Source organism: Sinorhizobium fredii, from assembly GCF_002944405.1.
In the GTDB taxonomy this organism is placed as follows: Bacteria; Pseudomonadota; Alphaproteobacteria; order Rhizobiales; family Rhizobiaceae; genus Sinorhizobium; species Sinorhizobium fredii_C.
Map to the genome: position 1 here is coordinate 2,092,216 of NZ_CP024307.1, position 14,340 is coordinate 2,106,555.

Below are 14,340 nucleotides of genomic sequence, written 5' to 3' on the forward strand. Positions count from 1 at the left end.
GAGATACCCCGCCCCTCACGCGGCAATCTCGCTATAGGGCGTGGCCTTGCGCGCATATTTCAATGTGCGCGCCCACCACGTGAGCCGGTCCATCATCAGGAACAGTGGCGCCCGAAGCTCTTCCGGCTTGTAGAGATTGCCGGCTGCATCGAATTTCGACCACGCCTTCGGAAGCGCCACCCCGTCGCGGAGCGTCACCGCATGCAGTTCTCCGAAGACCTGGCGCAATTGCTCGACCGCGCGGATACCGCCGGAGGCGCCGCCATAGGAGACAAAGGCCACCGGCTTGGCATGCCAGGGCTCATAAACGGCGTCGATCATTTCCTTCAGCGCCGCGGGATAGCCGTGATTATATTCCGGCGTGATGACGATGAAGGCGTCCGCCTCGGCAACCTTTCGTTCCATCCACTCGGCCGGATCGGCCGATTTCTCGCTGCGAGAGTTCTTTAACCGCAATGGATCGATGATCGTCAGGCTGAAGACGTCGGACCTCGAAAGCTCGCGGATAAGCCAGCTGGCGACGGTATCGCAGAACCGGCCCTGCCGTGCGCTGCCATAGATCAGCGCAAGGGTCATTTTCTCTGTCATGCGGAATCAGCTCCTAGTTGTCGTTTACAGGGAGCTCATGCTATAGAACCTCAAGCTTAGTTGAGGTCAATAGCACCGATGCAAAAAGAAGAGGGCAGCGATTTCAGGCGGGAGCTTACCGTCGGCGAGGTCGCCGAACGGAGCGGCATCGCCGTCTCGACGCTGCATTTCTATGAGACGAAGGGGCTGATCCGCAGCAACCGCAGCCGCGGCAACCAGCGGCGCTATCCGCGCTCGGTGTTGCGACGCGTCGCCGTCATCAAGGTCGCCCAGCGCACTGGGATTCCGCTTGCGGAGATTCAATCCGCCCTGTCGGTGCTTCCGGACGACCGGCCGCTGACCGTCGAAGATTGGGCCCGGCTATCGAACAGCTGGCGGCAGCAACTCGACGATCGGATCGCCAAGTTGACCTCGCTGCGCGACCAGTTGACCGGCTGCATCGGCTGCGGCTGCCTGTCGATGCGCGATTGCCCGTTGCGCAACCCTCATGACGTGCTTGGCTCCGAGGGTGCTGGGCCGCGCCTGATGGATCCGTCCGACTGCTTGGGCGACGCGGAAACCGCCGGGGCGTGAGCCGCAGCCGGCCGCATCCGGTTGAGCAGGATCATGCTCGTCAAAGTGCCGACCGAGCAGAGCAGTGCAATCGAAAGCGCCCAGCCGTTCCCGGCTGCTCCGAGGACGAAGGAGAAGAACGGAGGGGCGGCGGCGAAGGCGAGGTTGAGCGGCAATCCGAGGCGCGCCGTGACCAGCGCATATTGCGCCGGCGAGAAGAACACGAGCGGCATCGTCGCCCGGCTGACCGACATGGCGCCGCTCGAAAGGCCGTAGAGCACGAGGAAAAGGACGATCGACCACTCGCTCCCCACGCCGAAAATCAAGGTCAGCAATGCCAGCGGCATGATCGCCGCCGCGACGAAGCCGGTCGCCAGCCCGTCCCAGCGGTTGCCGCCGAGAAAATCGAAAAGCCGCGCCGAGAGCTGGACGAAACCGATCACGGATCCGAAACCCACCGCCAGATAGTCGGGCACGCTGTAGCTCCGGAGAATATCGATGACAACGAGCTGGAAACCCCAGGTAACGAAGCCGTTGAGCGCAACTGCCGCAACGATAAGGGCGACAAGCGCCCAATAGTGACGCGTGTCGGGCTGCTCCCGCTTGCCATCTGAGGCGGCACGGGACGCCCGGCCTGCCCTTTTGGTCTGCGGGAGACCGAAGCAATGCAGCGGCGCGCAGACGAGCAGCATCACCGCGCCGTAGACGATGAGCGCACCACGCCAGCCGAGCGCTGCCTCAACGAACACAGTGACGGGCCAGGAAACACTCGGGGCGAGAGCCGTGGCGAGCATCTGCGCCCCGATCGCTCGGCGCGCGCCCTCGCCGGCAATTTCACTCAGATAGACATGGGCGGACGTCGTCAGCGTCGCGGCACCGGCGATACCGAGAAGAGCCCAGGCGGCCAAATAGGTGACCGGCCCATGCGCGCTCGCGAGCACCCACAAGCCGGGCGCAGCTAGCGCCGAACCGGACGCGAGCACCGGCCGCGCTCCGAAGCGCTCATAAAGCGCGCCCAGCGGCGGTGAGCACAGGGCCATTGCCACCAGCATCATGGTGGGACCGAGATAGATCATCGACGGCTCGAGACCGAGGTCGCCGGCCATTCCCGCCGCCGTGACCGATACGAACATGAACATCGCGCCCCAGGCGACGATCTGCGTGACGGACAGCACGATTACCGAGCGGACGATGGGCATGGGGTGATGGCCGGTATGAGCAATCGGGAGGGTGTCGGGAAGAGTGGAGCAACGCTTAGCGCGCTCCCGCCGCCTTGGCGAGATGAATTGAGTGCGCGCTTCGAAAATGCGGTCGTTCAATCGGCGCTCGGCAGCCGGCGCATCGTGAACTCGATCTCGTCGCCCTCGAGTTGGCGCCAGCTCTCGACTTCCGTCCAGTAGGCGGCCTTCGGCCATGTCTCGAACCATTCGCGCGCCTTGGCGCGGGCGGCACTGCGTTCGAGGCGGAAGGTCTCGCGCACGAACAGCCTGTCTGCTCGCGCGGGGTGCTCCCGGCGATGCCGGGCGATCTGGCGCCGCAAGCCATCGAGCGGCGGTCCTGGGGGTATCTTCGCCATGGCTGTACCTCTGACGATAAAGATAGGAACGGCACCGCCGCTTGGCCAGCCCGTCGGCTCCGACCCATCGCCCCGAGCAAAATCGCCGGAGGCGCGTCGATGCGATAGACTGTCACGCGGGGCCGCGGCGCCGTTGCCATCCGGCCCAAAATATGGACTGTGAACGGCGACAGAATCGGGGCTCCCTCTCTGCGAAAGCCCGCCTATTGGAACCGGAATTCCCATGGAAAGACCGCAATTGCCGCAGGGTCTGCCTGCAGACATCGAAGACAAGAAAGCCGAGGCGAAGGCCTGGTTCGAAAGCCTGCGCGACTCGATCTGCGCGGCATTCGAGGCGATCGAGGATGATCTGACAGGACCCTTGTCGGATCGTCCGCCCGGCCGTTTCGTCGGCAAGGACTGGCTGCGCGAGGAAGGCGCCGGCGGCGGCGGCCGCATGTCGATGATGGAGGGCCGCGTCTTCGAGAAGGTCGGCGTCCACACATCGACCGTTTTCGGCGAATTTTCCCCCGAATTCCGCAGCCAGATGCCCGGCGCCAGCGAAGATCCACGTTTCTGGGCCTCCGGCATTTCGCTGATCGCCCATCCGGTCAATCCGAACGTGCCCGCCGTGCACATGAATACGCGCATGGTCGTGACCACCAGCAACTGGTTCGGCGGCGGCGCGGACCTGACCCCCGTCCTCGACCGCCGGCGCCTCATGACCGATCCGGACACCGTCGTCTTTCACCGGGCGATGGAGATCACCTGCAACCGGCATCCGGTCGCCGATCATGCGAAATTCAAAGAATGGTGCGACGAATACTTCTTCCTCAAGCACAGAAACGAGCCGCGCGGCACCGGAGGCATCTTCTACGATTGGCTGCACTCGCCCGAGGATCTTGGCGGCTGGCAGGCCGATTTCGCCTTCACCCGCGATGTCGGCAAGGCCTTCGCCATCGTCTTTCCGAAGATCGTCAGGGCGAATTTCAACACGCCTTGGTCGGAGGCCGATCGCGACGAGCAGCTCGTGCGTCGCGGCCGCTACGTGGAGTTCAACCTGCTCTACGACCGCGGCACCATCTTCGGCCTCAAGACGGGTGGGAACGTCGAGTCGATCCTCTCGTCCCTGCCCCCGGTCGTTCGCTGGCCCTGATTGCTCAACGAAGACGCGAACAAATCACAGCCTCCGGCGTTTTCTCCGCAACGACGGAGTGATCGCCGCATGATATTCAAGAAGCGCACATTCTTCGGCCAGGAGCCCGAAAGAGTAACCCCCGACCACCCGGCGGAGCTGGAGCGAAGGGTTGCCCATTGCCTTGCCGTCGCGCCGGGCCTTGACGCGGCCGACGTCACGGTGACCTGCAGTGGCACCACCGTCCTGCTCGGCGGCACCGTTGCCACAAAGGACGAAATCCTCCGCGCAGAGGAAGCGGCAATGTCGGTCGCAGGGGTCGGCGAAGTGCTCAACCGTATAGCGCTCTCGAAAAGCAGCAGCGGGTAAACTCAGCCTTTGCGACAATGCCCCTCATCTGCCGGCAGGCAGATGAGGGGCGAACGTCCGGTTTAGCGCCGAGCTTAGATAGACCGAAGCGTCCAGCCGACGATATCGGCTGCCACCTTGGCGAAGGCCGCGTCGAGGGCTGCGACAAAGGCCGGATTGCCGGCACCCTGCACCGGCGCGACGGCACGGAATTCCTGCTGCCTGCGCACGGTGCCGGTGCGATCGTCCAAAATCTTGGCGAAGATCTCGACGACCGCCGTATCCGGTCCGTCGGTGGAAATCTCGAAGGCGCGGAGTTCGGTGACCAGCTGATAGTCGATGGCAAGGCCCTGGCCCGGCTTGCCGACGCCACGAACCCTGCCGGTATCGTCGAAAGTCTGGACAAGCCGATCCTGCACCAGGCGCGGCAGGCTGTCACCCCATTGGGCCCCGGCGAGATATTGCAGTTCCGATCTCGACAGCCGGACGACGATCTGGTCGCTGCCGAGTGTCTTCAGGGCCGTCGGTTCCGGCACGAGGATCTGACGGTTCGTTCCAGCCGGGCGTGAGACGACAGGCACCGATGCCAGGCTGAACGTATCGTTGACCGCCTGGCGCGTACCGCAGCCGGCCATGATCGTCGCCAATGAAAGAACCGCAGCAAACCGGGCCGCTCCCGCACCACACAACGCTACCAGACCCGGAAAACCCATACGCACATCATCCCCAAACAACGCGGCGCCGTCCGGCTCCCCGCCCCCACGCAACCTGCCCGCGACCGATCAGCGAATCACCGCCGCGTGCGGCCATCATATTGCTTAACAGTCTCGCCGCCGAATAGCAGGCGCTGTGGATTTCGATCGAAATTGGAAATTGTACTCTGCAGGCTCTGCACCGTCCGCCGCGTTTCCGTGACGAGCGTCTCCACGTCCCGCAAGCCAGAATTCGAGAAGCGCTTCAGGTTGTCGGTGATCGGACCGATCTGGGCGTTGAGGTTGTCGGCCATGCGGCGGAACGATTCAAGCGTCGCGCGCGCCTCAGCCGAAAGCGACGGCGCATTCGCGTCTCCCAGGAAGCCGTCGACCTTCGCGAGAATGCCGTCGACACGGTTTGATGCCGCATTCAGCTTGTTCGACATCTCCGTAAAATCGGTGATCGTCTGGTCGATGTCTTCCTGACGGGCGGAAATCTTGTTGGCAAACTCGGATACCTGAGCGGCAACCTTGCGGGCATCGGCGCTCGCCGCGGAGATGTCGTTGACGACGAGCCCCACCTTCTGGCTGTCGACCGCAGCCACCAACGCGTCGACACGCTTCAAGGTCTGCTGCGCGTTCTTGCCGAACTGGTCATAGGTGTCGACGGTCCGCTTGAAACCGGCGATCGCCTCCGAAACGCCGCCGGAAGCGGCCTTGAGGTCGTTGCTCACCTCTTCGACATTGCTGACGATCGTGTCGATCTTCTTCGGATCGACCGACTTGATCAGCCTGTCGGCGCTCGCAAGCATGGTATCGAGCTTCTTCGAGGCCGCACTGACCGACCCCGATAACTCCTCCACGCTCTTCAGGAACTGATCGATCGCGTCGGAATTGTCCGCCAGCGCCTTGGAGAACCGCTGCGCATTGCCGATTGTCGAGGTCAACGGGCCACGAACTTCCGTGACGAAGCCCTGAATGTCGCCGATGGCGCTGTTCGCCCGATCGAGGATCTGGTCGGCGGTCGCGAGCAGGCTGGTGACGCTCGACTGGTCGGCAAGAATACGCGCCTGCGTCCCGTTCTCGAGTGCCGTCTTCAGGATGTTTTCGTCGCCCTTTCGCCCGCCGCTGAGCTCGATATAGGCCGCCCCGGTCAGGCCCTGGATTTCCAGCGTCGCCCGGGTCGAGGTCAGCACCGGCGCATCGGCCGAAACCTCCGTGATGGCGATCGAGTAGCGCGGATCATTGGCGTCGATCGCAAGACTGCGCACGCTGCCGACATTGATCCCGTTGAAACGCACCGGCGAGCCGACCGAGAGACCGTTGGCAGAACCCGGAATGTTGACGACGAGTTCGACCATTTCGCCGCTTCGGCCGTATTGCGACATCCAGTAGACGAAGCCGAAGGCAGCGGCGATCACGAACACCGTGAAAAAGCCGACAATGGCATAATTCGCTTTAGTTTCCATCGGCTCAGACTACCTCTGCGGCCCCGCCGCCACTTCACCCTGCTGCGACACACCTCGCGTCGCCTATTTTATCACTTTTACCGCTCAGTCGTGCTCGCGCACGATCGCCCTCGCCCGCTTGCCGCGGAAATAGGATTTCACCCACGGCTCGTCGCAGGCAAGCATGTCCTCGATGGTTCCCTCGACCAGGACGCGCTTCTGGCCGAGGACGGCGATCCGGTCGCAAACCGAGAACAGGCTGTCCAGATCGTGAGTCACCATATACACGGTCAATCCAAGCGTGTCCCGCAGCTTGGCGATCAACTCGTCGAACTCCGCCGCGCCGATCGGATCGAGGCCCGACGTCGGCTCGTCGAGAAAGACGAGATCCGGATCGAGGGCCAGCGCCCGCGCGAGGGCGGCGCGCTTGATCATACCGCCGGAAAGCTCCGAAGGATATTTTTCCGCCGCTTCCGGCGCCAGGCCGACCAGTTCGATCTTCAGGCGCGCCAGTTCATCCATCAGCCCCTGCGGCAGATCGAGATATTCCCGCATCGGCACCTGGATGTTCTCCCGCACGGTGAGTGCGGAAAAGAGCGCCCCATGCTGGAAGAGAACGCCGAGCCGCATGTCGAGCGCGATGCGTTCCTCCTCACTCACCTTGTCGTATTCCGCGCCAAGGATCTTGATCATGCCTGAGCGCTTCGGCAGCAGCCTCAGGACCGTGCGCATCAGGACCGACTTGCCGGTGCCGGAAGCTCCGACGAAGCCGAGGATCTCCCCGCGCAGCACGTCGAGATTGAGCTTGTCGAGGACGATATTGTCGCCGAAGCCCACGGTCAGGTCGCGAACGGAGAGGATGCTTTCGCGCTCCGCCGCCTGCTCCAACTGCTTCTCCATGACCGCCTGAACCATTTTCCGCCCGCCTCAGAAATCGATCGCCGCGTAGAACATGGCGAACAGGCCGTCGATGAGGATGACGACGAAGATCGACTTGACGACCGACGACGTCACACGCCGCCCGAGCGATTCCGCGCTGCCGCCGACCTTCAGCCCCTCGACAGCGGCAACGACGCCGATGATCAGCGCCATGAACGGCGCCTTGATCATGCCGGCCGCCACCGACGAGAAGTCGACGGCCTCCTGCAGTCTCGCGAGGAACGTCGGTATGGTGATGCCCGAATAGCTCCAGGCAACCAGCGCCGCCCCGGCCAGAGCGGCGAAATTCGCGATGATGGTCAAGAGCGGCAGCACGATCGTCAGCGCCACGAGGCGCGGAAAGACGAGCACGCCGACCGGGCTCAACCCCATGACCTTCAGCGCGTCGACCTCCTCGCGCATTTTCATCGAGCCGATTTCGGCCGTGATCGCGCTGCCCGAGCGGCCGGCGATCATGATCGCCGTCAGCAGCACGCCGATTTCGCGCAGCTGCAGAATGCCGACGAGGTCGACGACGAAGATTTCCGCGCCGAAAGATCGGAGCTGAAAGGCGCCCTGCTGGGCGATGATGGCGCCGATCAGGAACGACATCAGGGTGATGATGGGTGTCGCCATCACGCCCATGCGGTCGATCTGGTGGACGATCGCGGCAGGCGATACGCCGGCGTGACGCCCGAGCTTCATCTGTGCCCCGCGCACCGCGGATCCCAGGATATACATGGCGGCGACCGTGTCGGTCCAAATCGATACGGTCACCTCACCGATCGGTGCAAACAACCGCTGGAAAAGCGGGTCCCTTCGTTTCGAACGCTCCGGCTGCCGCAATTCCTTGGGCAGAGCGCGCACCAATTCGACATAGCGCTCCCCGCCGCCGGCGAAGCGAACCTCGCCCCCGTCCTCGCTGCCGAGCCCGTTCATGAAGCGCCGGATTATCCAGGCGCCGGCCGTGTCCATGCCGGTGATCCCGGAAAAATCGAACTCGTTCCGGCCGCCGGCCGGCTTTCCGAGCCGCTTCAGCTTGTCGGCCATGGCTTCCGCCGTCTGATGCCGCCAGTCGCCGCTGAACACATAGCGTCGGCCCGTCTCCCCGTCGGCCTCGGCGAGGACGACATCGGCAGCCTTCTGGGATGGCTTTCGCGTCACGTGATCTTGGTCTTTCACTTGCTATTCAGTAATCTCTTAAACCAGATTCGATCCCAGGACAAAATCACCCGTCGTTTCAAAGCCGTACGGCAGGCCTTGTGCGGCCGAAAAGACACAGCGCGCCGGCCCGACCGAGCGCCCGGGCATGGCGGGCACGGCGAATCCCCACCCCATGAGAGAACAACGATGCCGATCTCGCTTTCAGCTACCGTCGACCATTTTCCGATCGCCGGCACCTTCACTATCTCCCGCGGCTCGAAGACGACGGCGAGCGTCGTGACCTGCACGCTCAGCGACGGCGCCGTCATCGGGCGGGGCGAATGCGTCCCCTATGGCCGCTACGGCGAATCGATCGAATCGGTCCTGAGCCAAATCGAAACCGTTCGAGCGCCGATCGAATCTGGCATCACGCGGCTCGACTTGCAGCAATCGATGAAACCCGGTGCCGCCCGCAATGCCGTCGATTGCGCGTTCTGGGATCTCGAGGCCAAGCGGGCGAACAGATCGGCCGCTGCGCTCGCCGGGCTCGCCGCTCCGGTCGCCCTGACGACCGCCTACACGATCTCGCTCGCCGAGCCCGAAGAGATGATGGCGCAGGCCGCAAGATATGCCCATCGCGCGCTGCTGAAGGTCAAGGTCGGAACCGCTGACGACACCTCGCGAATCCGCGCGGTGCGGAAAGGCGCACCGAAAAGCAGCATCATCCTCGACGCCAACGAGGGCTGGACGCCGGAAAACCTCGCTTTGCATTTTGCTGTCTGCGCCGAGGCCGGCATCGCCCTCATCGAGCAACCCCTGTCGGCGGGGCGTGACGAGGCGCTGGGCTCCGTGGCACACTCGGTTCCCGTCTGCGCCGACGAAAGCGTGCATGCGACCGAGGACCTGAAGGCGCTCGTCGGACGCTACGACGCGGTAAACATCAAGCTCGACAAGACCGGTGGACTTACCGAGGCGCTGCGCATGCGCGAAGAGGCCCGGGCGCTCGGCCTGAAGGTCATGGTCGGCTGTATGGTCGGCAGTTCGCTCGCCATGGCTCCGGCCGTCCTCGTCGCGCAGGGAGCCGACTTCGTCGACCTCGACGGCCCGCTGCTGCTTGCACAGGACCGCAGCCCGGGGCTTCGCTACGAGGCCTCGCTCGTCTTCCCGCCCGAGCCGAGCCTGTGGGGCTGAAGATACCAGCCGGCATAGGCGAAGCAGCATCCGCATAGCGCCACGACCGACATCGAATAGAAGCCGGCGACACCGAACCAGGCGTAAAAGTAGCCCGACAGGAAGGTGAAGATCGCCGTGAAGATGCCGGTGTAGAAAAAATAGAGGCCCTGGGCGGAGGCCTCCTGCTCCTCGGCGACGCGCTCGACCAGCTTGTGCTGCATGCCGGTGTGCATGATCGCATAGGTAAAGGCGTGCAGGCACTGGAGGACGAAGTAACCGGTAAAACCGAGGTCCATCGGAAAGATCAGCCAGCGCGCGACCGCCAGCAGGCAGCCGGAGAAGATCATCGTCCAGACGCTGAAGCGCCTGGTAATGGCCTTGGCAAAGAAGAACATCAGCACTTCCGCCGCCACCCCGGCACTCCACAGCGCCCCGATCTGCGTGCCGCTATAGCCGATCTGCTGCCAATAAATGGCAGAAAACGCGAACAGCATCGCATGGCTGCTGTTGACCAGCGTGACGCCGATCAAAAGCAGCTGCAAATCGGGCTGCCGCAGCGATTGCGGCGGCGCTTCGGTGATTGCCGTGATCGGCGAAGGCCTGCGTGGGCGGCCGATGCGCGGAGCTGCGCAGGCCATCGCAACGGTCAGGCCGAAACCGGCGGCCATCGCCGGCAGCACCATTGCACCGCCGATGAGGCCGGTCATCCAGCCGCCGAGCATCGTCGCACCAATAAAGGCGATCGATCCCCAGACGCGCATCTGCGCATAGTCAAAACCCCAGCGGCGCACGCCCGAAAGCGCGATCGCCTCGACGATCGGGAGGTAAGGCGAATAGGCGGCCGACTGCAGCGCATAGATCACCAGCACCGGCCAGAAGTCCTTGGCGAAGAAGAGGACGAAGGCGAGTGCAAGCGAGAGGCAGGCCGACCAGATCAGCACGATCGTGCGCTCACCGAGCCTGTCCGCCAGCACACCCGCCAATGGCGCCGTGATGACCCGGATGAACATCGGCACGGCGAGGACCACGCCGATCTCGAAATCGCTCATCGACAAGCCGTTGAGCCAGACCGGGAAATACGGCATGGCGAAGCCGTTGACGATCAGCGGCGCGCAGAAGAGCAACCCGATGCGGAGCGCGAAATAACGCGGCGGAGGCCCCAGGACGGGGCGCGCGGATGCGGGAATCATGGGAGGACCTGATGGCTGTGCGCAACCCCTAGCACGAATATCCGCCAGCTCGCTAGCCGCTAGTTTTAGCCACAGGTGGGGCTCAGGCCTGGTACCGAGGACCTCAGGCTGCCCGCGGCGCGGCCAAAGTCACGGGCAAGCCATCGGCCGAGGTTTCCACCGCCACTCCGCCGCGCAGGCTATGCCAGGTGAGCAGTTCCATCGTGCCGTCGAAATGCTCGGCGATCGCCGTGCAGCTTTCGACCCAGTCACCGGTGTTGATGTAGCGGATCTCGTCGATGTCCTCGATCACCGCGTGATGGATATGCCCGCAGATCACGCCCTGGGCGTTATGCCGGCGGGCTTCCTCCGCAACGACCCTCTGAAACTCGCCGATGAAATTCACCGCGTGCTTGACCTGCAGCTTCGCCCAGGACGAAAACGACCAATACGGCATGCCGAGGCGGCGGCGAATGGCGGCAAGGCCGATATTAATAGCGATTGCCGTGTCGTAGGCCCAGTCGCCGAGATAGGCGAGCACACGCGCGTTGCGCACGACGACGTCGAATTCGTCGCCATGCAGCACGAGGTAGTTGCGCCCGTCCGCGCCCTGGTGCATGTGGCGCGCCGCGACCTCGATACCGCCGAAGTGGACGCCCGGAAAATCCCTCATGAACTCATCGTGGTTGCCGGGAATGTAAATAATGCGCGAACCCTTGCGCGCCTTGCGCAGGAGCTTCTGAACGACGTCGTTGCAGGACTGCGGCCAGTACCAGCTCCGCTTCAACCGCCAGCCGTCGACGATGTCGCCGACGAGAATGATAGTCTCGGCCTCATGGTGGCGCAGGAAATCGATCAGGTAGTCCGTCTTCGCCGCCTTCGAGCCCAGATGGACGTCGGAGATGAACAGCGTCCGCAATTTCCGCACCGGATTCTGTTGAGATCCCGATATCGCAACCATGAGATCCTCGCCTTCTCGAGCTATGTCTCGCCTCGTCAAAACCAGACTCGTGTTTCAGGAAGATGACACCGGAATTCGGCGGACCGGATCGGGCTGATGAAAAGCGCTGCCGTGAAACTGTACGCGGGCGGGAATTCGTGCCAAAAGGCCCCGATCCAGAAACGGGGATGTGACGGCATGACCACGGGCGAAAAAGCGAAACCTCAATCGGCTCCGGCGAGCGGAGACATCGACCAGCAGGCACTCTTCTTCCACCGCTACCCCCGTCCGGGCAAGCTAGAGATCCAGCCCACCAAACCGCTCGGCAATCAGCGCGATCTGGCGCTCGCCTATTCGCCCGGCGTCGCAGCCCCCTGCCTTGCCATCAGGGATGACCCGGCGAGCGCCGCCGATTTCACCGCCCGCTCTAACCTCGTCGCCGTGGTCTCCAACGGCACCGCCGTGCTCGGCCTCGGCAATATCGGTCCCCTGGCCTCAAAACCGGTGATGGAAGGCAAGGCCGTCCTCTTCAAGAAATTCGCCGGCATCGATGTCTTCGATATCGAGATCGACGCGCCGACCGTCGAACGCATGGTCGACGTGGTTTCCGCGCTCGAGCCGACCTTCGGCGGCATCAATCTCGAAGACATCAAGGCTCCGGAATGTTTCGAGGTCGAGCGCCGCTTGCGGGAGAAGATGGACATTCCCGTCTTCCATGATGACCAGCACGGAACGGCGATCATTGTCGCCGCCGCCGTCCTGAACGGCCTGGAACTCGCCGGCAAGGACATCGCCAAGGCGAAGATCGTCGCCTCGGGCGCCGGCGCTGCCGCCCTTGCCTGCCTGAACCTTCTCGTCACCCTTGGCGCCAAGCCCGAAAACATCTGGGTCCATGACCTGGAGGGTCTCGTCTATAAGGGCCGCGAGGTTCTGATGGACGAATGGAAGGCCATCTACGCGCAGGACAGCGCCAATCGCGTGCTTGCCGACAGCATCGGCGGCGCCGACGTTTTCCTGGGACTTTCTGCAGCAGGCGTCCTCAAGCCCGAACTGCTCGCCCAGATGGCCGAGAAGCCGCTGATCATGGCGCTCGCCAACCCGACACCGGAAATCATGCCGGAAGTGGCGCGCGCCGCGCGGCCGGACGCGATGATCTGCACCGGACGCTCCGACTTCCCGAACCAGGTCAACAACGTCCTTTGCTTCCCGCATATCTTCCGCGGCGCGCTCGATTGCGGCGCGCGCACCATCAATGAAGAGATGAAGATGGCGGCGGTGCGGGCAATCGCCGGCCTGGCGCGCGAGGAGCCGTCGGATGTTGCGGCCCGTGCCTATTCAGGGGAAACGCCGGTCTTCGGACCCGACTATCTCATCCCCTCGCCCTTCGACCAGCGGTTGATCCTGCGCATCGCTCCGGCGGTGGCCAAGGCTGCAGCCGAGAGCGGCGTCGCTACCCGGCCGATCCAGGATTTCGACGCCTATCTCGACAAGCTCAACCGCTTCGTCTTCCGCTCCGGCTTCATCATGAAGCCGGTCTTCGCAGCCGCCAAGAACGCCCCCAAGAACCGCGTCATCTTCGCCGAAGGAGAAGACGAACGGGTGTTGCGCGCCGCCCAGGTGCTCTTGGAAGAAGGCACGGCCAAGCCGATCCTGATCGGCCGTCCGCAGATCATCGACACCCGCCTCCGCCGCTATGGCCTCAGAATCCGTCCCGATGTCGACTTCGAGGTCGTCAATCCGGAAGGAGATCCGCGCTATCGCGACTACGTCGAAGAATACTTCACCCTTGTCGGCCGTCTCGGCGTCATCCCGGAAGCCGCCCGCACGATCGTCCGCACGAATACGACGGTGATCGGTGCGCTGGCGGTCAAGCGCGGTGAAGCGGACGCATTGATCTGCGGGGTCGAAGGGCGCTACAGCCGACACCTGCGCGACGTTTCACAGATCATCGGCAAGAAGCCGGGCGTACTCGACTTCTCGGCGCTAAGCCTGTTGATTTCCCAGCGCGGTGCGACCTTCTTCACCGACACCTATGTGAGCTTCAGCCCCAGCGCCGAGGAAATCGCCCAGACGACCGTGATGGCCGCCGGCGAAATACGCCGCTTTGGCATCACGCCGCGCGCTGCCCTTGTTTCCCATTCGAATTTCGGATCGCGCGAATCCGAGAGCGCCGCCAAGATGCGCGCCGCGCTCAAGCTCGTCCGCGAGCTGGCGCCCGATCTCGAGGTCGACGGCGAGATGCACGGGGACGCAGCCATCTCCGAAACGCTGCGCGAGCGGGTGATGCCGAACAGCACGCTGAAGGGCGAAGCCAATCTGCTCGTCTTCCCCAATCTCGACGCCGCCAACATCACGCTCGGCGTCGTCAAGACGATGACGGACAGCCTTCATGTCGGGCCGATCCTACTCGGCTCGGCGCTGCCGGCCCACATCCTTTCCCCCTCCGTCACCTCCCGCGGCGTCGTCAACATGGCGGCTCTTGCAGTGGTCGAGGCAAGCCATCCCGCCTGAGGAATGGCTCTCCGGTCTATCGCGCTTTAGGCGATTCCGCGGCAGCTTGCCGCGGAAAAACAACCATGCATTGATCTAGTGAAAAGACTTGCACCGATTACGAAATATAGCACTAGACAAAAACCGGCAGGCTAAACCATGTTTATTCTAGGGGCATGAATCGGTGTT

The 14,340-nt window shown here is 63.5% G+C and carries 14 protein-coding genes; 5 read left to right on the forward strand and 9 right to left on the reverse strand.

All coding sequences use genetic code 11. The features are described from left to right. Positions 1-15 precede the first annotated feature (15 nt). A complete protein-coding gene (locus NXT3_RS10355) occupies positions 16-588 on the reverse strand; it encodes an NADPH-dependent FMN reductase (protein WP_104839292.1) in 573 nt (190 codons plus the stop codon). A 78-nt stretch (positions 589-666) separates the two neighbouring features. Here NXT3_RS10355 and soxR point away from each other — a divergent pair, with 78 nt between their 5' ends. After that, entirely contained in the window at positions 667-1,161 is a 495-nt protein-coding gene (soxR, locus tag NXT3_RS10360; protein ID WP_104839293.1) for a redox-sensitive transcriptional activator SoxR, read from the forward strand. Here the strand turns inward: soxR and NXT3_RS10365 are convergent. Together NXT3_RS10365 and NXT3_RS10370 are read right to left on the reverse strand one after the other, a co-directional pair. After that, a complete protein-coding gene (locus NXT3_RS10365) occupies positions 1,074-2,339 on the reverse strand; it encodes an MFS transporter (protein ID WP_104839294.1) in 1,266 nt (421 codons plus the stop codon). The genes soxR and NXT3_RS10365 overlap by 88 nt on opposite strands. A 116-nt stretch (positions 2,340-2,455) precedes the next feature. Next, positions 2,456-2,716 (reverse strand): hypothetical protein, encoded by a 261-nt coding sequence (locus tag NXT3_RS10370; protein WP_037424341.1) that lies wholly within the window; start codon positions 2,714-2,716, stop codon positions 2,456-2,458. A 223-nt stretch (positions 2,717-2,939) separates the two neighbouring features. Between NXT3_RS10370 and hemF the strand changes: the two genes are divergently transcribed. Together hemF and NXT3_RS10380 are read left to right on the forward strand one after the other, a co-directional pair. Further along, positions 2,940-3,851, forward strand: coding sequence for an oxygen-dependent coproporphyrinogen oxidase (gene hemF, locus NXT3_RS10375; protein WP_104839295.1), 912 nt, complete (start codon positions 2,940-2,942; stop codon positions 3,849-3,851). Positions 3,852-3,920: 69 nt separating this feature from the next. Then, entirely contained in the window at positions 3,921-4,199 is a 279-nt protein-coding gene (locus NXT3_RS10380; RefSeq protein WP_097524872.1) for a BON domain-containing protein, read from the forward strand. 74 nt (positions 4,200-4,273) lie between these two features. On the opposite strand, the gene NXT3_RS10385 is transcribed toward NXT3_RS10380, so the two are convergent. From NXT3_RS10385 to NXT3_RS10400, 4 genes are all read right to left on the reverse strand, one after another. Next, complete coding sequence (locus tag NXT3_RS10385) at positions 4,274-4,891, reverse strand: ABC-type transport auxiliary lipoprotein family protein (protein WP_097524873.1); 618 nt, start codon at positions 4,889-4,891, stop codon at positions 4,274-4,276. 77 nt (positions 4,892-4,968) lie between these two features. Beyond that, positions 4,969-6,339: an MlaD family protein gene (locus NXT3_RS10390; protein ID WP_104839296.1), complete on the reverse strand. Its 1,371-nt coding sequence runs from the start codon at positions 6,337-6,339 to the stop codon at positions 4,969-4,971. An 84-nt stretch (positions 6,340-6,423) separates the two neighbouring features. Then, positions 6,424-7,233 carry an ABC transporter ATP-binding protein gene (locus NXT3_RS10395; RefSeq protein WP_097524875.1) on the reverse strand — a complete coding sequence of 270 codons (810 nt, stop codon included), beginning with the start codon at positions 7,231-7,233 and terminating at the stop codon, positions 6,424-6,426. A gap of 12 nt (positions 7,234-7,245) precedes the next feature. Beyond that, a complete protein-coding gene (locus NXT3_RS10400; RefSeq protein ID WP_097524876.1) occupies positions 7,246-8,400 on the reverse strand; it encodes an ABC transporter permease in 1,155 nt (384 codons plus the stop codon). A gap of 186 nt (positions 8,401-8,586) precedes the next feature. On the opposite strand from NXT3_RS10400, the gene dgcA reads away from it, so the two are divergent. Beyond that, a complete protein-coding gene (dgcA, locus tag NXT3_RS10405; RefSeq protein ID WP_104839297.1) occupies positions 8,587-9,570 on the forward strand; it encodes an N-acetyl-D-Glu racemase DgcA in 984 nt (327 codons plus the stop codon). Here the strand turns inward: dgcA and NXT3_RS10410 are convergent. Continuing rightward, complete coding sequence (locus tag NXT3_RS10410) at positions 9,522-10,742, reverse strand: MFS transporter (RefSeq protein ID WP_104839298.1); 1,221 nt, start codon at positions 10,740-10,742, stop codon at positions 9,522-9,524. The two genes, dgcA and NXT3_RS10410, sit on opposite strands and share 49 nt — an antisense overlap. 103 nt (positions 10,743-10,845) lie before the next feature. After that, a complete protein-coding gene (locus NXT3_RS10415; protein WP_037424295.1) occupies positions 10,846-11,682 on the reverse strand; it encodes a UDP-2,3-diacylglucosamine diphosphatase in 837 nt (278 codons plus the stop codon). Between the two features lie 177 nt (positions 11,683-11,859). On the opposite strand from NXT3_RS10415, the gene NXT3_RS10420 reads away from it, so the two are divergent. After that, entirely contained in the window at positions 11,860-14,172 is a 2,313-nt protein-coding gene (locus tag NXT3_RS10420; RefSeq protein WP_097525056.1) for an NADP-dependent malic enzyme, read from the forward strand. The last annotated feature ends 168 nt before the right edge of the window (positions 14,173-14,340 follow it).